The 20,572-nt window shown below is 74.4% G+C and carries 16 protein-coding genes; 10 read left to right on the plus strand and 6 right to left on the minus strand.

Annotation, left to right across the window (positions count from 1 at the left end; genetic code table 11):
• The first annotated feature begins 10 nt into the window (after positions 1-10).
• A complete protein-coding gene (locus ACTMS2_RS25660; protein WP_441177689.1) occupies positions 11-520 on the plus strand; it encodes an NUDIX hydrolase in 510 nt (169 codons plus the stop codon).
• Between the two features lie 35 nt (positions 521-555).
• Here ACTMS2_RS25660 and ACTMS2_RS25665 read toward each other — a convergent pair whose 3' ends face one another.
• The 4 genes from ACTMS2_RS25665 to ACTMS2_RS25680 form a co-directional block, all read right to left on the minus strand.
• On the minus strand, positions 556-2,805 hold the full coding sequence (locus ACTMS2_RS25665; RefSeq protein ID WP_441177690.1) for a glycosyl hydrolase family 95 catalytic domain-containing protein: 2,250 nt from the start codon (positions 2,803-2,805) through the stop codon (positions 556-558).
• Entirely contained in the window at positions 2,802-3,860 is a 1,059-nt protein-coding gene (locus tag ACTMS2_RS25670) for a LacI family DNA-binding transcriptional regulator (protein ID WP_441177691.1), read from the minus strand. Before ACTMS2_RS25670 ends, ACTMS2_RS25665 begins: the two co-directional genes overlap by 4 nt.
• Positions 3,857-6,310 carry a glycoside hydrolase family 3 C-terminal domain-containing protein gene (locus tag ACTMS2_RS25675; RefSeq protein WP_441177692.1) on the minus strand — a complete coding sequence of 818 codons (2,454 nt, stop codon included), beginning with the start codon at positions 6,308-6,310 and terminating at the stop codon, positions 3,857-3,859. The genes ACTMS2_RS25670 and ACTMS2_RS25675 overlap by 4 nt, the downstream gene beginning before the upstream one ends.
• A 228-nt stretch (positions 6,311-6,538) precedes the next feature.
• Positions 6,539-7,759 (minus strand): ROK family transcriptional regulator, encoded by a 1,221-nt coding sequence (locus ACTMS2_RS25680; protein WP_441177693.1) that lies wholly within the window; start codon positions 7,757-7,759, stop codon positions 6,539-6,541.
• Between the two features lie 192 nt (positions 7,760-7,951).
• On the opposite strand from ACTMS2_RS25680, the gene ACTMS2_RS25685 reads away from it, so the two are divergent.
• The 3 genes from ACTMS2_RS25685 to ACTMS2_RS25695 are packed head-to-tail and all read left to right on the plus strand — an operon-like array spanning position 7,952 to position 11,585.
• Entirely contained in the window at positions 7,952-9,619 is a 1,668-nt protein-coding gene (locus ACTMS2_RS25685) for an extracellular solute-binding protein (protein ID WP_441177694.1), read from the plus strand.
• Positions 9,616-10,626, plus strand: coding sequence for an ABC transporter permease (locus tag ACTMS2_RS25690; protein ID WP_441177695.1), 1,011 nt, complete (start codon positions 9,616-9,618; stop codon positions 10,624-10,626). The genes ACTMS2_RS25685 and ACTMS2_RS25690 overlap by 4 nt, the downstream gene beginning before the upstream one ends.
• Complete coding sequence (locus tag ACTMS2_RS25695) at positions 10,623-11,585, plus strand: carbohydrate ABC transporter permease (protein WP_441177696.1); 963 nt, start codon at positions 10,623-10,625, stop codon at positions 11,583-11,585. The genes ACTMS2_RS25690 and ACTMS2_RS25695 overlap by 4 nt, the downstream gene beginning before the upstream one ends.
• A gap of 49 nt (positions 11,586-11,634) precedes the next feature.
• Here the strand turns inward: ACTMS2_RS25695 and ACTMS2_RS25700 are convergent, their stop codons facing one another.
• Complete coding sequence (locus ACTMS2_RS25700) at positions 11,635-13,974, minus strand: TIM-barrel domain-containing protein (RefSeq protein WP_441177697.1); 2,340 nt, start codon at positions 13,972-13,974, stop codon at positions 11,635-11,637.
• A 161-nt stretch (positions 13,975-14,135) separates the two neighbouring features.
• Between ACTMS2_RS25700 and ACTMS2_RS25705 the strand changes: the two genes are divergently transcribed.
• Positions 14,136-16,172: a beta-galactosidase gene (locus ACTMS2_RS25705; protein ID WP_441177698.1), complete on the plus strand. Its 2,037-nt coding sequence runs from the start codon at positions 14,136-14,138 to the stop codon at positions 16,170-16,172.
• A gap of 84 nt (positions 16,173-16,256) precedes the next feature.
• Here ACTMS2_RS25705 and ACTMS2_RS25710 read toward each other — a convergent pair whose 3' ends face one another.
• Positions 16,257-16,907 (minus strand): LysE family translocator, encoded by a 651-nt coding sequence (locus ACTMS2_RS25710; protein ID WP_441177700.1) that lies wholly within the window; start codon positions 16,905-16,907, stop codon positions 16,257-16,259.
• Positions 16,908-17,038: 131 nt separating this feature from the next.
• On the opposite strand from ACTMS2_RS25710, the gene ACTMS2_RS25715 reads away from it, so the two are divergent.
• The 5 genes from ACTMS2_RS25715 to ACTMS2_RS25735 all read left to right on the plus strand — a co-directional run bounded on the left by ACTMS2_RS25715 (position 17,039) and on the right by ACTMS2_RS25735 (position 20,479).
• The gene (locus ACTMS2_RS25715) at positions 17,039-17,587 is read left to right on the plus strand and encodes a GNAT family N-acetyltransferase (RefSeq protein ID WP_441177701.1); all 549 of its coding nucleotides are present in this window, start codon (positions 17,039-17,041) and stop codon (positions 17,585-17,587) included.
• A gap of 62 nt (positions 17,588-17,649) precedes the next feature.
• Positions 17,650-18,117, plus strand: a complete 468-nt coding sequence (locus ACTMS2_RS25720; protein WP_441177702.1) for a DUF1992 domain-containing protein — start codon at positions 17,650-17,652, stop codon at positions 18,115-18,117.
• Positions 18,118-18,523: 406 nt separating this feature from the next.
• A complete protein-coding gene (locus ACTMS2_RS25725; RefSeq protein ID WP_441177704.1) occupies positions 18,524-19,357 on the plus strand; it encodes a nitroreductase/quinone reductase family protein in 834 nt (277 codons plus the stop codon).
• Positions 19,358-19,565: 208 nt separating this feature from the next.
• A complete protein-coding gene (locus tag ACTMS2_RS25730; protein WP_441177705.1) occupies positions 19,566-20,006 on the plus strand; it encodes a DUF6194 family protein in 441 nt (146 codons plus the stop codon).
• A gap of 107 nt (positions 20,007-20,113) precedes the next feature.
• Complete coding sequence (locus ACTMS2_RS25735) at positions 20,114-20,479, plus strand: nuclear transport factor 2 family protein (RefSeq protein ID WP_441177706.1); 366 nt, start codon at positions 20,114-20,116, stop codon at positions 20,477-20,479.
• Positions 20,480-20,572: the final 93 nt, after the last annotated feature.

Below are 20,572 nucleotides of genomic sequence, written 5' to 3' on the forward strand. Positions count from 1 at the left end.
GGTGGCCGACGTGCCCATCCCCCCGTACGTCGCCCGGATGCGCGCCCAGATCGGGCACGACCTGCTCCTGCTGCCCGGCGTCAGCGCGGTCGTGCGCGACGACGCCGGGCGGGTGTTGCTGGCCCGGCGCGCCGACAACGGGCACTGGTCGGTACCGGCCGGCATCATCGACCCCGGCGAGCAACCCGCCGACGCCGTCGTGCGGGAGGTGTACGAGGAGACCGGCGTGCACGTGCGCATCGAGCGTCTCGCCGGCCTCGCCACCCATCCCGTGGTCTACCCCAACGGCGACGTCTGCGAGTACCTGCAAGTGTGGTTCCGGTGCCGGGTGGTCGGCGGCGAGCCGCGCGTCAACGACGACGAGTCCATCGAGGTGGCCTGGTTCGACCCGGCCGACCTGCCCGAGGTCAACGACTGGGTGCGACTGCGCGTCGACACCGCGCTGCGCGAGGACGCCCCCGTCTGGCATGCCGCGCCCGGCGAACGGCATCCGGCGCTCGGCCGGCCCGACGCGCTCTGAGCGTGGCCCGCCCGTAGGTGGCCGGGCGCACGAGATCACCGCTGCCCGGCCACCGCCCGTTGCTCCGGCGCGCCGAAGGCCACCTCGACCGGCGTCGCCGCCACCAGGTCCACGTCGCGCCCGCCGTACGGGCTGCGCACCCGCAGCCGCTGCGCGACAGGGGAGAGCAGGCGGACCCGCACCCGCCCCGGCGACCAGGACAGCTCCTCGACGCCGACGCGTCCCCGGCAGGCCACGCCGCGCAGCACCCCGGCGTCCAGGCCCGGCAGCGGGGCCGGCAGCAGCCGCAGCAGCCCCGGACGCGACTGCACCAGCGCCTCGATCAGCACCGCTGGCAGGGTGTGCGCGGCGTCGGCGTTGTAGGTCACCAGACCCGGGTTGTGCGCGCTCATCAGGGACCGGAAGAACATGTCGTTGCCGAGGATCTTCCGCAGGTTCGCGGCGGTCAGGGCGCCGTCGCGCAGGCGGGCGGCGGCCAGCGCCCGGTGCAGGCTGCCGTGCGCCGACAGGTTCTCGTCGCCGCGCAGCGTCAGCGCCCGGTGCGCGGCCCGCGCCAGCTCGGGGGTGTCGTCCGGGTCGATCTCGTCCAGCGGCCACACCGGGTAGAGGTGGCTGACGTGCCGATGATCGTCGTCGCCGTGGTAGCCGGGCCAGGCCCACTCGGCCAGCGCGCCGCGCCCGTCCACCCGGTACGCGGGCAGCCGCCGCCGCAGCCCCGCCCACCGGTCGACGCCGCTCACCTCGGCGGCGGTGCGCAGGGCGTGCCGGGCGGCGGCGATGTCCATCGTGGCGTTCACGGCCACGTGCACCGCCCGCCCCCGTTCGTCGTACGGGCCGGTCTCCGCCGAGTACGACGGCACGAGCACCACCGTGCCCGCCTCGTCGGTGACGGTGAGGACGTCGGAGAAGAAGTCCGCCACCTCCACCAGCCAGCCGGCGACCTCCCCGAGGGGCGCGCCGGTGACCAGATGGTGCTCGTACAGCGGGTGCAGCAGCCAGTGCGCGCCGGGCAGCCACGCCGCGAACGGCCAGTCCTCGTGCAGGTGGAACAGGTGCCCGTGCTCGCCGTCGGTACGGCTCGGCGCCAGCAGGCCCCGGGCGCCGTAGATCGCCCGCGCGTTGCGCCGCCAGTCGTCGACCTGCCCGCGCACCAGGTTCGCGTGCGCGGCGGTCACCTCCGGCAGGGCGCCCACGTTCGCGCCGGCCAGTTGCAGGTTCAGGTTGGCGTCGGTGGTGAAGTCGCCGGCCCAGGCGGCGTCCCACGAGCCGAGCCACAACCCGGTCAGCCGGGGCGGCAGCACCCCGCTGGAGCTGAGCAGCAGGTACCGCCCGGCGTGGAACACCCGCTCCAGCAGCGCCGGGCACAGCGTGCCCGGGTCGGCGTTCTGCGCCGCGATCAGCTCACCCACGGGCAGGTCCCGCTGCGCGGCCGGCACCGCCAGGTCCAGGCTCACCCGCCGGTAGGCACGTCCGTGCAGCGCCACGTGCCGGCCCAGCAGCCTGTCGTAGTCGGCGTCGGCGTGGGCGGCCAGCAGCTCCTCCAGGTCGCCGGTGCGCCACGGCGGTGTGTCGGGCCGGTCGAGCGCCGTCATCAGCAGCGCCGGGCCGCGCACCACTACCCGGTCGCCGCCGACGACCGCCACGTCGCCGCGCAGCAGGGTGAGCCCCTCGAAGCCGTACGCGCCGCCCGCGTCGGGGTAGCGGCCCCGTACCCGCAGGAACACCAGACCGCCCCGGCGGTACGCGGCGACGGTGTAGCGCACCGACTCCGGCCGGCCGGGCAGCTCGCCGGTGACGCCCACCTCGCAGGCGCCCGCGTTGACGTGGGTGACCACCAGCGCGTCGGCCCGCGAGACGAACGAGCGCCGCCGCCCGCCCGCCCACTCGACGACGACCTCCCCGGTGCCGAACTCGGTGCGCCGCCGGTAGTCGTCGACCGGACCGGGCGCCACGGCGTCGATGGTGAGGGCGAAGCCGGGATGGAACGACTGTGTCCAGCGCAGCACCCCGTCGCCGGCGAGCAGCCGACTGGCCTCGGCGCGCCGGCCGGCGAGGATCAGCTCGCGCACGCGCGGCAGCAGGGCGGCCAGCTCGGGCGGCCGGGCGTCGCGGGTGCCGTTGGGCAGGACGAAACGGTGGTGGTTGACGACGATGCGCTCGGCGTGCGGCCGGCCGTACACCATGATGCCGGCCTCGCCGTTGCCGGAGAGGAAGGCGTCCTCCCAGCGGGTGGCGGGGGCGGTGTCGACGATGCGGTGCACGGCGGGCGGTGGCCCGCCCGTCACCGGCCGGTCCTCGCCGTCGGGGCGGGAGCGGCGGTGCTGTCGCGTACGGTCAGCCGGGGCGGCAGCAGGGTGACCTCCGGCACGGCCTCGCCGTCGAGCTTGCCCATCAGCAGCGCCACGGCCCGCGTGCCGATCTCCTCGGCGGGCACCGGCACGGCGGTGAGCATCGGGCTGGCCTGCTCGGCGAAGCGGTCCGGGCAGACGGCCACCACCGACACGTCGCGCGGCACCCGCCGGCCCAGGGCGGGCAGCGTGGCCAGCACCGGATCCACGGCGGCCTCGTTCTGCACGATCAGACCCGACACGTCGGGGTGGCGTTCCAGCAGGTCGGTGAGGCTGCGGCGGACGGCGACCGCGCCCTCCTCGCAGGGCAGCGTCACCGCGTCGACGCCGTGCCCGGCGGCGGCCTCGACCACGCCGGCGCGGGTGCGGTGCGCGAAGCCCGTACCCCGGTCGTAGACGGCGGCGGGCGCGCCGAGCAGCGCCACGCGCCGGTGCCCCAGCCCCGCCAGGTGCGCCACGCACGCCCATCCGGCCCGGTGGAAGTCCAGGTCCACACAGGTCAGGCCGCTGGCGTCGGCGGGCAGACCGATCAGGACGCTGGGCCGGGCCAGCTCCCGCAGCAGCGGCACCCGGGGGTCGTCCAGCTCCACGTCCATGACCAGGACGCCGTCGACCAGGGCGGTGGCGGCGACGCGCCGCAGGCCGGCGGGGCCCTCGTCGGAGGTGACCAGCAGCACGTCGTGGTCGAAGCGGCGGGCGGTGGTGACCACGGCCATGGCGAACTGCATCACCACGGGCACCTGCATCCCGGCGCGCAGCGGCAGGACCAGCGCGATCACGTTGGCGCGGCGGCTGGCCAGGGCTCGCGCCCCGGCGTGCGGGTGGTAGCCGAGCAGCCGGATGCTGGCCAGCACCCGGTTGCGGGTGACCTCGGAGATGGCGCGCTTGCCGCTGAGCACGTACGACACGGTGCTCACCGCGACCCCGGCGTGCCGGGCGACGTCGGCGATGGTCGGCTGCTCCGGCGACGGGCGCCCGCGCGAGCCGCTCACCGCGCCCGCCCCGACGCCGGCACCGCCGCCCGGCCACCGGCCGTCTCGTCGCCGCGTACGGCGAGGGCGCCGACCAGCCGCACGTCGCGCGCGGAGCGTCCGACGAGGACGGTGTGGGTGGCGTCCTCCACCACCCGGCGGCCCCGCGTCTCGTCCCACCAGCTCAGCTCGGCGGTACGCAGCCGCAGCCGGACCACCTGCCGCTGCCCGGGCGCGAGGCTGACCCGGGCGAAGTCCCGCAGCTGGCGCAGCGGCTGCTTGACGCGGGAGCGGCGCTGGCGCGTGTAGAGCTGCACGATCTCCTCGCCGGGACGGTCGCCGGCATTGGTGACCTCGACGCTCACCTCGACCTCCTCGCCTGCGGTGGCCTCGGCGGCGCTCAACCGGAGGCCAGCGTAGTCGAAGCGGGTGTAGCTGAGCCCGTGGCCGAACGGGTACAGCGGGTCGCCCCGGTGGTACAGGTAGGTGGCGTCGGAGCCGATCACGTCGTAGTCGAGCAGGTCGGGCAGCTCGGCGGCGTCGGCGTACCAGGTCTGGGTGAGCCGGCCGCCGGGCTCGGCGTCGCCCACCAGCACGTCGCCCAGCGCGGTGCCGTGTTCCTGGCCGCCGTGCGACGACCACAGCACCGCCGGCAGGTGCGCCTCGGCCCAGCCGACCGCGTACGGGTAGCTGCTGGTGAGCACCAGCACGGTGCGCGGGTTGGCGGCGTGCACGGCCCGCAGCAGGGCCTCCTGCCCGGCGGGCAGGGCCAGGTCGACGCGGTCCTCGGTCTCGCGGCCGTTGACCATCGGGTGGTTGCCCAGCGCCACCACGGCCACGTCGGCGTCGGCGGCCAGGGCGGCGGCCTCGGCGGCCCCGTCGACCAGCAGGTCCATCGTGAACCGGGTCGCGTCGTCCGGCGTCGGGGCGTCGGCGCGCAGCCGTCCGTGCGCGTCGGCGGTGACGTACCGGCCGGAGGCGAGGTGGTGCAGCAGCACGGTGCCGCCGGGGCCCTCCTGGAGGCGGAAGGTCTCCCGGACCACCCAGCCGCCCGGCCCCGGCCGGTCGTTGGCGAGCAGACCGGCCTCGTCGGCCCCGACGTGGCGGCCGTTGCCCACGGCGCGCAGCGCCACCACGTCGCGTCCCCAGTCGAAGACGTCGAACGCGGCGGCGTCGGCGCCGAGGCTCAGCGGGCCGCCGTCGGGGCTGTCCGGGCAGCCGACGTACCGCCCGCCGACGCGCAACGCGATGCGGTCGGCGCCGGGGTGGGTGGTGACGGCGGCCAGCCGCCCGACGAGCCCCTGGTACGCGGTGACCGCGTACGGCGGGGTGCCGCTGTACCAGTCGGTGTGCACGGCGTCGGCCAGCGGGCCGAGCACGGCCACCCGCAGCGTCGGGTCGGTGAGCGGGAGCAGCCCGTCGTTGCGCAGCAGCACGATCGACTGACGGGCCGCCTCCCGGGCCAGGTCGCGGTGCGCGGGGCGGCCGACGGCGTCCGGCGCGACGCCCGCGAAGGGGTCGTCACCCGGCGGGTCCAGGTCGCCGAGGCGGACCCGGACGGTGAGGATCCGCCGCACGGCGCGGTCCACGTCGGCGGCGGTGATCAGCCCCCGCTCGATCGCCTCGGTGAGCCGCGCAACGGTGGGGGCGCTGTCGGCGTCGTCCTCGGTGAAGCTGTCGATGCCGGCGCGCAGGGCGGCGGCGTAGCCGTCGACGTGGTCGGGCAGGTGGCCCTGCACCCCGGCGATGTTGCTCACCGCGCCGGCGTCGCCGACCACCATCAGCTCTTCGGGCGCGAAGCGGCGCAGCTCGTCGGCGATGAGCGGGCTCAGGTGGGCCGGCACCCCGTTGACCAGGTTGTAGGAGGCCATCACGGCGACGGCCGCGCCGGCGGCCAGCGGGGCGCGGAAGGCGGGCAGCTCGTACTCGTGCAGCACCCGGGGGGACAGGTCGCTGGAGGTGGTGGCCCGGTCGGTCTCGTTGTTGTAGCCGAGGAAGTGCTTGATCGTCGGCGCCGTACGCAGCCGATCAGGGTGCCCGCCGCGCAGCCCTTCGGCGTACGCGGTGGCGAGCCGGCCGGTCAGCCACGGATCCTCGGACCAGCCCTCCTCGTTGCGTCCCCAGCGGGGGTCGCGCAGCGGGTTGACCACCGGCGCCCAGACGTTGAGGCCGACCCGCCCGGGGTCGGCGTGGTGCTTGGCGCGCACCTCGTCGCCGACGGCGGCGCCGACGGCCCGGACCAGCTCGGGGTTCCAGCTGCTGGCGAGGCCGAGCGCCTGCGGGAAGACGGTGGCCTCGCCGAGCCACGCCACCCCGTGCAGCGCCTCGGTGCCGGTGCGGAACGGGGGCAGGCCCAGCCGGGGCACGGCCGCCTGCCACTGGTGCAGCAGGCCGAGCTTCTCCGGCAGGGTGAGCCGGCCCAGCAGGTCGTCGACGAGGGCTTCCGGGGCGGGGGCGTGGTGGTGGGTCATGGGTCGGGTCGCCTTCCGTGGGTCCGCCCGACGCCTGTGTCGAAGCGCTTCGACGAACGGTGGCGCGAGCGGCATCGCCGTGTGAGGGGGTGGCGGTCGCCGGCCCGGAAGCGGTGAAGCGCTTCGACGACTGCCCGAGACATGCCGCCCGGGTGCCCGAACCACGAGGCGGCGGTTCGAGGTTGGCACCCGGGGCCGGTGGCGGTCAAGGCCCGGCGGGTCCCGGGATCACGCCGCGGGCAGCCGCCCCGACTCGACGGCGGCGAGGGCGGCGGTGGCGCCGCCGAGCGCGGTGGCGGACGAGTCCAGGGTGGAGGCGTCGAGCAGGCAGCCGCCGGCGGCCGGGGCGTGGGTGCGCGCGGCGAACTCCGTCCGGGCCGCCGGCAGCAGCCAGGGGGCCAGGGCCGCGAAGTGCCCGCCGACCACGACGGCCTGCGGGTTGAGCAGGTTGGCCAGCACGGACGCGGCGTGCCCGAGGTGGCAGCCCACGTCGGCCAGCCCGGCCAGGACGGTGGGGTCGTCCTGGCGGGCCAGCGCCTGGATCCGCTGGATCTCGGGCAGGAAGTCGGTGACCGGCCCGTCCTGCCGGGTGTCGGGCAGCAGGCGGCCGACCACCGCCGGCAGCCCGGCGTACGCGACCAGGCAGCCGCGCCGACCGCAGGCGCAGCCGGGGCCGGCCGGGTCGAGCGTGAGATGCCCGACCTCGCCGGCGAACCCCCGTGCGCCGCGCAGCAGCCGGCCGTCGGCGACGATCCCGGCGCCGACCGAGGCGCCGCCGGTGAGATGCACGAGGTGGGCAGCTCCGGCGTACGCGCCGTGGCGGTGCTCGGCCAGGGCGGCGAGGTTGGCGTCGGTGTCGACGTCGACGGCGAGGTCGGGCTCGCGCAGCGCGGCGCGCAGGTCGGCGGCGAGGGCCACGTCCCGCCAGTTGAGCGCGGTGGCCCGGGGCACGGCGCCGTCGGCGTTGACGAGGCCGGGCACGCCCACACTCAGGCCGAGGACGCGGCGGCCCTGCCCGGTCAGCCGGGTGATCGCCCGTCGGGCCAGGGCCGCCAGCGCGCGTACGGTCTCGGCGGGGGAGGACGACGGCGCGGCGAAGGCCCGCCGCCAGGTGAGCAGCCGGGTGCCGGCCAGGTCGGTGGCGAGCACCACCAGCTCGTCGGCGCCGATCTGCATGCCCAGCGCCGCGTACGGGGCGCCGTCGAGGACGAGCATCGTCGCGGGGCGGCCGACCCGGTTCTCGGTCAGCCCGGTCTCGCGCAGCAGTCGCCGCTCGACCAGCTCACCGACCAGGCTGGACACGGTGGCCTTGTTCAGCCCGGTGTGCGCCGCGATGTCGGCGCGGGAGCAGGGCGCGTGCCGGCGGACGTGGCGCAGCACCACGGCACGGTTGGCCGTCCGGACGTCGCCGAGGTCGCTCGGCCGCGGTTCGTTGTGGCTGCTGATCACGATCTGTCCGCTCCCTGGACGACGGTGCGAGATCCCGGTGGTGCCGCGCGCCCCATCATCGCGTACGTCGCGGGGGCCGCTGTCTTGTGGGACGGATCACCGTCGATTAGTTTGTTCGGCTAGAACACCAACTAATTCTAGCCGCACCCGCGCGGTCCGCGATACCGCCACCGAAGATGAAGGGAGTGCGCCGTGAAGCCGTCCCCGCCGGGCGCATCCACCGACCGCCGGTCCCTGCTGCGCCTGCTCGGCCTCGGCGCCGCCGCGACGATGGGCGGCGCCACCCTGGCCGGTTGCAGCAAGGAGGCCGGCAGCAGGGGCAGCGCCACGAAGGCCGACGCCATCCGCTCGGTGCTGCCCAGCCACAAGCCGGCCCAACTGCTGCCGCCCGACATCCCCGGGCAGGGGCCGATCCCCGACGGCTACCTCAGCTACCCCCGCACCCTCGTCGACGCCGTCACCGAGCAGCCCGGCCGGGGTGGCCCACCGATCCGCACGATGAGTCCGTGGTGGGGGCCCGCCCCGCCCACCGTGGGCCGCAACTCCTACCTCGCGGCCGTCAACGCCAGGCTGGGCGTCGAGGTGCACCCGAGCCTTCAGGACGGCAGCACGTACGCCGACAAGCTGAACGCGATGCTCGGCGCCCGCGACGTGCCGGACCTGCTCAGCGCCCCCAACTGGGAGGTCGACAAGGTCGCCCGGTTCTCCGACGCGGTCAAGGCGCTGTTCGAGGACCTCACCGACCACCTCAAGGGCGACGCCGGCGCGAAGTACCCCTACCTGGCCGCCCTGCCCACCGGCGCCTGGGAGTACTCGGTGTGGGGCGGGCGGCTGTACGCGGTGCCGTTCCCGACCGACGGGCCGTTCGCGTACGCCCTGTTCCACCGCGCCGACCTGCTCGCCCCGGCCGGCCTGGCGGCGCCGACGTCCCCCGAGGAACTGCACGAGTTCGGCCGCAAGGCCACCGATCCCGCCAAGGGGGTGTGGGCCTTCGGCAGCGTCTTCGAGATGGTGCAGCAGTTCTTCGGCTGCCAGCAGATCTGGCGCAAGAAGCCCGACGGCGGCCTGGAGCACAAGTTCGAGAACCCGGCCTTCGCGGCCGCCCTGGAGTTCACCGCCAAGCTGTTCGCCGACGGGCTCGTGCACCCCGACACCGTGGCCAGCAAGGGCGCCGACGAGAAGCAACTGTTCAAGGCCGGCAAGATCCTCATGTACCAGGACGGCCTCGGCGCCTGGCAGGGCATGCAGGGCGAGCGGGTCAAGGAGCTGCCGAGCTTCGACATGCAGCCGCTGCCGGTCTTCGGCGCCGCCGGGGCGCAGCCGGTCGTCTGGGGCAGCGAGAAGCCGGTCTTCTACACCTTCGTCAGGAAGGGCCTGGGCGCCGAGCGCGTCGACGAGATGCTGCGGGTGCTCAACTGGTGCGCCGCGCCCTTCGGCAGCCGCGAGTTCGAGCTGCGCGAGTACGGGGTGGAGGGCAAGCACTTCACCCGCGCGGCCGACGGCAGCCCGATTCCCACCGAGCTGGGCCGCAAGGAACTGGGCGCGCAGTACACCCACATCGGCGGCCGGGTCCCGGTCAAGGTGCGCAGCGGCGACACCCCCGACTACGTACGCGACTACCTGGGCTACTACCAGAAGAACATCGCCCTCATGGAGAAGGACCTGTTCGCCGGCATCAAGCTGGAACTGCCCGCCAACTGGTCGAAGATCATCCAGCCGACCGACGACAAGATCCGTGACATCCTGCGGGGCCGCCGCCCCGTCGGCGACCTGGCGCAGGTCCGCAAGGAGTTCCTCGCCGCCGGAGGCGAGGAAGGGCGCGCGTTCCACGAGAAGGCGCTCGCCGACAACGGCCGATGAGCGCCCCGGTCACCACCGACGCGCCGGCGGCCGGCGGCCAGGCCCCGCCCGCCGGCCGTACGCCCCCGGTGCGGGCCCGGCGCGGCCTGCGCGACCGGCTGCGCCGGGACTGGCCGCTGCTGGCGATGACGGCGCCGGCGGCGGCGCTGCTGCTGGTCTTCCACTACCTGCCGACGCTGGGCAACGTCATCGCCTTCCAGGACTACAACCCGTTCGTCGGCGACGACCCCGTCGAGGCGTTCTGGCACAGCGAGTGGATCGGCTTCGGCAACTTCGAGGCGCTCTTCGGCGACCCGCTGTTCTGGGACGCCGTGCGCAACACCCTGACCATCACCGCGTTCCAGCTCGTCTTCTTCTTCCCGCTGCCGATCCTGCTGGCCATCCTGCTCAACAGCCTGGTCTCCGCGCGGCTGCGCGGCTTCGTGCAGAGCGTGGTCTACCTGCCGCACTTCTTCAGCTGGGTGCTCGTGGTCACGTTCTTCGTGCAGATGCTCGGCGGGGCCGGGCTGCTGGCCCAGGAGATGCGCGAGGCCGGCATGCAGCCGTTCGACGTCATGACCAACCCGGACACCTTCATCGTGCTGGTCACCGCCGAGGCGGTGTGGAAGGACATCGGCTGGGGCGCCATCGTCTTCCTGGCCGCGCTCGCCGCGATCGACCCCAACCTCTACGAGGCGGCGGCGGCCGACGGCGCGGGCCGGTGGCGGCGGCTGTGGCACATCACCCTGCCGGGCCTGCGCCCGGTGATCGTGCTGCTGCTCATCATGCGCCTGGGTGACGCGCTGTCGGTCGGCTTCGAGCAGTTCATCCTGCAACGCGAGGCGGTCGGCCGGGAGGCCGCGGAGGTGCTGGACACGTTCGTCTACTACCAGGCGATCAGCACCCAGCAGTGGGGGCTCGGCGCCGCCGCCGGGCTGTTCAAGGCCGTCATCGGGCTGGTGCTCATCCTCACCGCCAACAAGGTGGCGCACCGGCTCGGCGAGCAGGGGGTGTACGCCAAGTCATGACCGCGCAACTCGGTGGCGCCGCGGTGGCGCCGACCCGCCCGGATCCGCACCCGCGACGACGGTCGCGGCGCCCCGCCTGGCAGGAGCCGCCCACGGTGCCGGGCACCGTGGCCAAGGCGGTGGTGCTCACGCTGCTCGTCGCGGCCGTGCTCGTGCCACTGTGGGCGGTGCTGGTGACCAGCCTCGCCTCGCGGGACACGATCGACGCCGCGGGCGGGATGGTGATGGTGCCCCGCGAGATCGACCCGTCGGCGTACGTGACCATCTTCAGCGGCGGCCAGATCAGCCGGGCGGTGTGGATCAGCACCCTCGTCACGGTGCTCGGCACCACGGTGAGCCTGGTACTCACCGTGCTGGCCGCGTACGGACTGTCGCGACCCGGGTCCGTGGGGCACCGGGGGCTGCTCTTCTTCTTCCTGCTGACCTTCCTGATCTTCCCCGGTCTGGTGCCCAGCTACCTCGTGGTCACCGGCCTCGGGCTCAAGGACAGCATCTGGTCGCTGATCCTGCCCAGCGCGATCAGCGTGTTCAACCTGGTGGTGATCCGGGCGTTCTTCATGAACGTGCCCGGCGAACTGCTCGACAGCGCCCGCATCGACGGGGCGGGGGAGTTGCACATCCTGCTGCGCATCGTGCTGCCGCTGTCCAGGGCGGTGATCGCCGTCGTCGGCCTCTTCTACGCGGTCGGCTACTGGAACGCCTACTTCAACGCGGTGCTCTACATCGACGACAACGACAAGTTCCCGATCCAGCGGGTGTTGCAGAGCTACATCCTCGCCGGGCAGTCGCCGAACGTGTCCGGGGCGGCGGTCAGCCTGCCCGGCGTCACCGCGTACCCGCCGACGCTGGCGGTGAAGATGGCGGTGGTGGTGGTGACCGTGATCCCCGCGGTGGTCGTCTACCCGTTCGTGCAGCGGCACTTCACCAAGGGCGTCATCACCGGCGCGGTGAAGGGCTGAGCGGCCCCGTGCGGCGCCCGACCCGTTGCGGGTCGGGCGCCGCCGCGCCTCAGGCCGGATCGGGCAACCAGGCATCGAAGGGCGCCGGGGGCACCGGCTCGCCGTTGAGCAGCAGCCGGGCGGGGGTGGCCGCACCGGCCACGCTGACGCGCGTCACCCGTAGCGGCCCGTCGGTGTCCACCCGCAGGGCGTCGCCGTCGCGTACGGCCGTCACGACCGTGTCGCCGTCGACGTCGTGCAGCACGGCGCGGGCGTCGACGGCGCCCCAGCTCACGATCGTGACGTCGCGGAACGGCCCGTCGCCCACCGTGTCGCCCGCCGCGACCACCGGTACGAGCGCCCCGTGGCGGACGTAGAGCGGCAGCCGGTGCGCCGGCACGTCCACCCGCAGGTGCCGCCCGCCCGGGTGCCGTTCGCCGGTGGCCGCGTCGATCCAGTCGTCGCCCACCGGCAGGTAGACGTCGCGCCGCCCGGACGGGTCCGTGACGGGCGCGACCAGCAGGTCGGTGCCGAGGCGGTACTGAAGGTCGGTGGTCCAGGCCGTCGGGTCGTCGGGGGTGTCCACCAGCAGCGCGCGCATCATGGGCGCCCCGTCGGCGGCCGCGCGCACCGCCACCGACCACAGGTACGGCATCAGCCGGTAGCGCAGCCGCAGGGCGGCGACCGCGTCGCGTTCGGCCTCGGCGGGGAAGTCCCACGGCAGCCGGCTGGTGGTGCCGTGCAGGCGCACCAGCGGCGACAGCGCGCCGAACTGGGTCCAGCGCACGTAGAGCTGCGGCGTCGGGGTGCCGTGGAAGCCGCCCGTGTCGTGGCTCCAGAACGGCACGCCGGACAGCCCGTGCGACAGCCCGCCGCGCAGCGTGCTGGCCAGCCCCGGCCAGGTGGCGTTGACGTCGCCGCTCCACTGGGCACTGTGCCGCTGCCCACCCAGGTACGACGAGCGGGCCCACACGGTGCGGTGCCCGGTCACCTCCTCGGTCACCCTGGCGACCACGTCGTTGAACAGCAGCGCGTACACGTTGTGCAGCTCGACGCCGGTCATGCCGTTGTGGGCGACGGCGTCGACGGGCACGCCCTCGGCGAAGTCGGTCTTGAACACCGCCACCCCCTGCTCCAGCAGGGGCCGCAGCAGCCCGGCGAACCACTCGACGGCGGCCGGATTGGTGAAGTCCACGATGGCGCTGGCCGGGTGGCTGCCGTGCCAGACGTCGGCGACGTACGGGCTGCCGTCGGCGTGGCGCAGGAAGTAGCCGGCCTCGGCCGCCTCGGCGTAGAGCGGGCTGTCGGTCATCAGGTACGGGTTCATCCACAGGCAGACCCGGAAGCCCTGCCGCGCGAGGGTACGCAGCATCGTCGTCGGGTCGGGGAACGCCTCGTCGTCCCACCGCAGGTCCGACCAGCGGCCGGCGACCTGCCAGTAGCAGTCCAGATGCAGCACGTCGCAGGGGATGCCCCGCTCGCGCAGCAGGCGGGCCCGTTCGAGCACCCGTTCCTGCGAGTCGGGGAAGAAGCCGGAGGAGACCCAGGCGCCGAACGCCCACTTCGGCGGCAGGTACGGCCGGCCGGTGAGCCGGTCGAAGCGGTCCAGCACCTCGGCCGGCGTCGGGCCGGCCAGCACGTAGTAGTCGAGCAGGTCGTCGGGGACCAGGAGCTGCACGCTGCTGTGGGTGGACTGGCAGACGTCGAACTGCACCGGCAGCCCGCTGTCGACCAGCACCCCGTAGCCCCGGTCGGACAGGTAGAACGGCACGTTCTTGTGGGAGCGGTCGGACTCGCCGCCGAAGGCGTCGAAGTTCCACATCAGCGCCCGTTGCCCCCGCTTGTCCAGCGGGGTGAACTTCTCGCCGAAGCCGACGAAGCGTTCGTCGCCGGGGGCGACGAAGCTCTCGTGCCAGGCGACGGGGGCGCCGTCGACGGTGGAGCGGCCGAACGGCAGGGTGCGCCGCCGGCCGCTGATGTCGCGGGTGCCCCGGTCCTGGTCGAGCAGCAGCCGCCCGTCCGGGCCGAGGAAACGCAGGTGCCACGGGTCGAGCCGGATCTCGGCGACCACGCCGCCGGCGTCGACGCGGACGTGGACGTCGTCGACGGTGACGGTCGCGGGGTGGGCGCCGGGGTGCACCAGCGGCAGCGCCCGGGCGCTGCGGCTGCGCGCCTGCGGGTCGTCAGCCAGGCGTACGCGGATGACCCCCTCGCCGGCGGCGTCGACGCGCAGCGCCATGCTCGCGCCGTCGGAGAGCGCGGCCTTGAACGTCACCCCGTGCGGGTCGGTCGCGACGACCTCGGCCCGGCCGACGACGGCGGCCCCGTCCTCACCGGGTCCCCGCACCGGCAGGTCGGGTGGATCGGCCACGAACGTCTCGTACGGCACCAACGGCGGTCGGTAGGGCATCGGCGTCTCCTCCAGGCTGGTTCCGACGGCACCGCCAGTTTCTTTGCCTTCCCAACTAACTGTCAACGACGACCTTCGCTGCGGCGGTGGAGCATCGCCGTTGACAGGCGAAAACTCGATCAATATTTTGGATGCTTCTCCAACAAATTGGCGGTGGGGCGATGTGGGGTGGCGGTGGGCTGCGCTACGGCGGCGACTACAACCCCGAGCAGTGGCCGGCCGAGGTCTGGCGCGAGGACGTCGCCCTCATGCGCCGCGCCCGGGTCAACCTGGTCACCGTCGGGGTGTTCGCCTGGTCGCGGCTCGAACCGGAGCCCGGGCGCCACACCTTCGACTGGCTCGACCAGGTGCTGGACCTGCTACACGACGGCGGCATCTCCGTCGCCCTCGCCACCCCGACGGCGTCGCCCCCACCCTGGTTCTCGCTGGCGCACCCCGACGCGCTGCCGGTGACCGCCGACGGCGTACGCCTGCACCACGGCAGCCGGGACACCTACTGCGCCGCCGCGCCCGCCTACCGGGCCGCCGCCCGGGCAATCGCCGCCGCCCTCGCCGAGCGCTACGCCCACCACCCGGCCCTCGCGCTGTGGCACGTGCACAACGAGTACGGCACCACCTGCCACTGCGCCCACACCGCGCGGGCGTTCCGGCGCTGGCTGGCCGAGCGGCACGGCGACCTCGACGCCCTCAACGCCGCCTGGGCCACCAGCTTCTGGAGCCAGCACTACACCGACTGGGCGCAGGTCGACACCCCACGCGCCACGCAGTACCTGGCCAACCCGGGACACCTGCTGGACTTCCGCCGCTTCTGGTCCGACACCCTGCTCGCCGCGTACGCCGAGCAGCGCGACCTGCTGCGCGCCGCCAACCCGACGATTCCGATCACCACCAACTACGTCCTCGGCGACTGGGTCCCCGTCGACCACGCCCGCTGGGCCGCCGAGGTGGACATCGTGGCGATCGACCACTACCCGGACGCGGTCGACGGCGGCGCCGAGGAACAGAGCGCCCTCGCCGCCGACCTGGCCCGGGGCTGGGCCCGCCACGGCGCCGGCGGCGACCGGTCGGCGCCGTGGCTGCTGATGGAGAGCGCCCCGAACCAGATCCACACCGGCGGGCGGATGCACGCCAAGGAACCCGGCCGGATGACCCGGCACAGCCTGTCGCACGTCGCGCGTGGCTCGCGGGGGGTCATGTTCTTCCAGTGGCGGGCCCCGGCGGGCGGGGCGGAACGCTTCCACTCCGCCCTGGTTCCCCACGCCGGCCCGGACACCCGCGTGTTCCGGGAGGCCGTCGACCTCGGCGCGACGCTGGAGCGGATCTCGGAGGCGGCGGTCGGCACCGTCGACGCCGACGTCGCGATCGCCTGGGACGCCGCCAGCGGCTGGGCCCTGGGCCACCCGGGGATGCCGTCGCCGCACCTCGACCACCGCGACGAGGTGGCCGCCGCGCACCGGGCGCTGTGGCGGGCCGGCTACGGCTGCGACGTGGTGCTGCCCGGCGACCGGCTCGACGCGTACCGGCTGCTGGTGCTGCCGGCGCTCTACCTGGCCTCCGGCGCCACCGCCGACTGGGTGGGCGGGTACGTGCGCGGCGGCGGCCACCTGCTGGTGACGCGGCTCAGCGGGGTCGCCGACGAACACGCCCGCGTGCGCCTCGGCGGGCACCCCGGGGCGCTGCGCGACGTGCTGGGCGTACGGGTCGAGGAGTTCCACCCGCTCGCCGACGCCCAGACGGTGCCCCTGTCGGGCGGCGGGACCGGCCGCCTGTGGGCCGAGACGGTACGCCTCGCCGGCGCGCAGCCGATGGACACGTACGCCGACGGCGTGCTCGCCGGGCTGCCGGCGGTGACCCGCCACCGCTTCGGCGCCGGCACGGCCTGGTACCTGTCCACGCGGCCCGACAACGCCACCTACCGACGGCTGCTGTCGGACGCGGCGCGGGCGGCCGGCGCGTCACCCGTCTGCCCGGCCGCCCCGGCCGGGGTGGAGGCGGTCCGTCGTCGCGGCGCCGGGGCGAGCTGGCTGTTCCTGCTCAACCACACCGACCGGCCGCAGCGGGTCCCGGCCGCCGGGATCGACCTGCTCACCGGCGCGACGGTCGACGCGCAGGTGCACCTGCCCGCCGGGGGCGCCGCCGTGCTCCGGGAGAGCGACGCCGTCAGCCGCCGTGGCGCCCCGGATCGCGCCGGCGGCTGACCCCTCGGCCGGCGACTCCCGACGCCGCTCGCCGCCGGTCCCGGCGCACGGGTGTCCGCCGCGCCGTCGTCGGCGAGCCCGGGGTCAGGGCAGGGCGACGACGGCGCGCGAGCGGTCGGCGGCGATCCGCACCGCCAGCCCCGCCAGCACCGTGCCCATCACCAGTCGCTGCACCCGCAGCCAGAGCGGCCGGCGCGCGAAGAACCCGGCGAGCGAGCCGGCGCTGAGCACGATCAACGCGTTCACCGTCAGCGCCACCACTATCTGGGTCGACCCCAGCAGCAGGCTCTGCGCCGCCACGTGACCGCGGGCCGGGTCGATGAACTGCGGCAGCAGCGACACGTAGAGGATCGCGATCTTCGGGTTCAGCAGGTTGGTGACCAGGCCCATCGTGAACAGCCGCCGCGCCCCGTCCGGCGGCAGCGGCTGCGGGGCGAACGGCGACTGCCCGCCCGGGCGCAGCGCCTGCCAGGCCAGCCACAGCAGGTACGCCGCGCCGGCCAGCTTGACGGCCGTGTACAGGGCGGGCACCAGCACGAACACCGTGGCGATGCCGGCAACCGCGGCGGCCAGGTAGACGCCGAATCCGGCGGCGACGCCGAGCAACGACACCAACCCCGCCCGTCGACCCTGGGTCACCGACCGCGACACCAGGTAGACCATGTTCGGACCGGGGGTCAGCACCATCCCCAGCGCCACCAGCGCGATACCCACCAGCGCACCCGTACCGACCATGTCGCCCCCCGTTCCGCCCGACTCGCGCCGACCCTACGCCGTGCGCCGCCGCGCCGAGAACCCGTATCCGCGCGCCCGGGCGCGCGAACGCCCGCCCCCACCGCCGGCGCCGCAACGGGCACACTGGGCCGATGCTGCGCGCGTCGGCCACCGCGACCCTGCCGGAACTGCTGCTGCGACCCTGGCGCGACGACGACGCCGACGCCCTGATCGCCGCGTACCGCGACCCGGTGCTGCGACGCTGGACCCGAGCGCCGGTGACCACCGTCACCGAGGCCCGCCGGTTCCTGGCCGCGGCACGCCGGGACTGGGCCGACGGCCGCCGCTTCAGCTTCGCGGTGCTCGAGCCGCACCCCGCCGGCGAGACCCTGGTGGCGCAGGTGGTCCTCAAGAACGTCACACGGGGCGGCGGGGACGCCGAGGTCGGCTACTGGACGGCCGCGCCCGCCCGGGGCCGGGGCGTCGCCCCGCACGCCCTGACGGCGCTCACCGAGTGGGCGTTCGACCGGTTCGCCGGCCTGCGCCGGCTGGACCTGCTGCACCAGATCGACAACCCGGCGTCCTGCCGCGTCGCGGAGAAGGCCGGATACCTCTTCCAGGAGGTGCTGCCGGCCCGACCGCCGTTCCCCCGCGACGGCCACCGGCACGCCCGGGAATGCCCGGCCCGGTCGGGGCGCTGACTTCTTCCGTCGGCCACGACCCGGTGGCCGCGTTACCGTGGGGCCGGGGGAGGTGTCGGCGGGTGGACAGCTGGGAAGCGACGGTCGAGGCGCGTATCCGCGCGGCGCAGGAGCAGGGCGAGTTCGACAACCTGCCCGGCATGGGCAAGCCGATCCCCGGCCGCGGCCAGCCGTACGACGAGTCGTGGTGGATCAAGAGCTTCCTGGAACGGGAGAAACTCCCCACCGATCTGCTGCTGCCGACGCCCCTGCAACTGCGCCGCCGCATCGAACAGGTACCCGACGAGGTGCGGGACCTGCCGACCGAGGCCTCCGTACGCGCGTTCGTCGCCGACCTCAACGCCCAGATCCTCTCGTGGCTGCGTACGCCCACCGGCCCCCGGGTCGCGGTGCGTCCCGTCAACGCCGACGAGGTGGTCCGCCGCTGGCGGGGCGAGCGGGAGAACGCCCCCGCAACGGCTCCGGCGCCGCCGGCCGCACCGCGCCGGCGAGGCTGGCGGCCACCCTGGCGGCGTCGGGTCGCCCGCTGACCTGACCGGCGTACGCCAACAGGTCGTGCGCGGCGGTGGTCCAGCAGCTCTGCCGGTGACCCTCGGTCGCCTGACCCGGCTCGTCCCACTCTGTACCCGGAACCGGATGGCGCTTGCCGGCCGCCGGCAGCGGCACTAGGGTCGCAGTCGTGACTGCCGGGTCGGCCATGGGCCACGAGCGGACAGGGCACCCGGCCGGCAGGTGAGCCGGGGGCGGGCCCGCGGCCCGCCGACGCCCCGCATCCGCCGGTGTCGACGCCACGTCCACCGCGCCGCGTATGCCGCACGCGCCTTTGCACCGTCCACGCCGGTCGTACGCCGGCGTATCCCACATCCTCGCCGCCACCGGTCGCCGGGCGGGCGATCCACCGTGGCCGCATCTCCTGCCCGAGCAGAGAGCAGAGCATTGCCCAACGACTTCAACCAGCAGATCATCGACGAGTTCCGCGCCAACTCCGGCCGGGTCGGCGGCCCCTTCCAGGGGGCCCGCCTGATCCTGCTCACCACCATCGGGGCCCGCTCCGGCGCCCCGCACACCACCCCGGTCGGCTATCTGCCCGACGGCGAGGAACGCATCCTTGTCATCGCCTCGGCCGGGGGCGGTCCGAGGCACCCGGACTGGTACCACAACCTTGTCGCCGACCCGCACGCCACCGTCGAGGACGGGGTCTTCACCTACCAGGCCCGCGCGGAGGTGCTGACCGGCGCCGACCGCGACGAGATCTTCGCCCGCGCCGTGGAGGCCGATCCGGGGTGGGCGGCATACCAGGCGAAGACCTCGCGCGTGATCCCCGTGGTGGCGTTGCACCAGGTGACGGGCGGCCCGCCGGAAGCGGCATCCTGGGGAGCGGCGCTCAAGCTGGTCCACGACGCGTTCCGCCGCGAGTTGGCGCTGATCCGCGACGAGGTCGCCCGCTGCGGCCCGGGTCTGGGCGCGCAGCTGCGGGTCAACTGCCTGACCTTCTGCCACGGCCTGCACCACCATCACCGCAACGAGGACGACGGCATGTTCGCCCGCCTGGACGGGCAGCGCCCCGACCTCGCCCCGGCCCTGGCACGGTTGCGCGAGGAGCACCAACGCATCGCGGCGCTCGTCGCACGCCTGCAGCAGGTCGTCGGTGACCCCGACGCCGACCCCGCCGAGGCACGCCGGGAGGTCGAGCGCCTCACCACCGAGCTGGAGGCCCACCTGACGTACGAGGAGGAGCAGCTGATCCCCGTCCTGGACGGCGCCGGCTGATCACAGGCGGCTCCGCCCGCGACCGCACCCGCTCCCGCTGCGGAGCCCCGCCCGGTTCCCCGGCGCGGCCCCGCAGCGGGAGCGGGATCCGCGCCGACATCCCGCCGTTCCGCCGTCCGCTTGCGGCCCGATTTGAGGGTTCACGGCCTCCGGTCGCGCCATGACTGGCGTAAAGCCTCAAGAAGCATCTCAATGAAAAGATTGAGGCATGGACGTTGAGGAGATGAAACGCCACATCCGCGACACCTTCGGCGGGGTGCACACCCTCGAGGCGAACGGCGACACCTTCTACATCTACGACCCCGGCCGGGACCTGCCCGCCGAGCGACAGCTGCCGTTCGCGACGATCGTGACGGGCGACCACTACGACGACGCCTCCGCGCTGGGCAGACCGGGTACCTGGCGGCTCAACATCGGGCTGACCCGCTCGGCGTACGCGGGGCTGTTCCCGCACGGCTCCGACGGCGGCGTCGACCACACGGTGACGGACACCGTGCTGCCACATCCCGTCTACGCGCCGCAGCACTGGGTGTGCGTGGTGAATCCCGGCGAGGCGACCCTGGCCACGGTGCGGCAACTGCTCGCCGAGGCGTACGCCTTCGTGGTCCGCAAGCACGCCAACCACCGGTCGCGGCAGACCTCGTCCTGAGATGCGCGCCCGGCCGGCGCGTCCCGCTCGAGCCTGTCGCACCTCGGGGTTAGCTTCGGCGGGTCTGCCGTCGGGCAGGCCCGCCGAGGACGAGGGGACACCGCCGGATGTCACGCAACACGCAGACCGTCGAGACCTACCTGGACGGCTTCCGCAGGAACGACCACGGGCAGATCCTGTCCTGCCTCACCGACGACATCGAGTGGACGGTGTTCGGCGCCTTCCACCTCAAGGGCAAGGAGGCCTACGACGCCGCCATCGAGGGGCCCGGGTTCGTGCCGCCGCCTGACCTGGAGGTCGTACGCATGGTGGAGCAGGGCGACACGGTCATGGCCGAGCTCGTCGGCTCGGTGCGCCGCGACACCGGCGAGGAGATGCGCATGTCGATGGCCGAGGTGTTCGTCATGCGCGACGGCAAGATCGCCGAACGGCGCGCCTGGGTGATCGAGCTGAAGGAGAACGACCACCGCTGACCGCGACAGTTGCGGGCTAAGGCGTGTTTCGTAAGAGATTGTCTCACGTGGCAAGTCTCGCGAGCTTCTTGGAGCAGGTCAGGGCGGTGGCCG

Origin of the sequence: Micromonospora sp. SD12 (genome assembly GCF_052068495.1) — a bacterium.
In the GTDB taxonomy this organism is placed as follows: Bacteria; Actinomycetota; Actinomycetes; order Mycobacteriales; family Micromonosporaceae; genus Micromonospora; species Micromonospora echinofusca.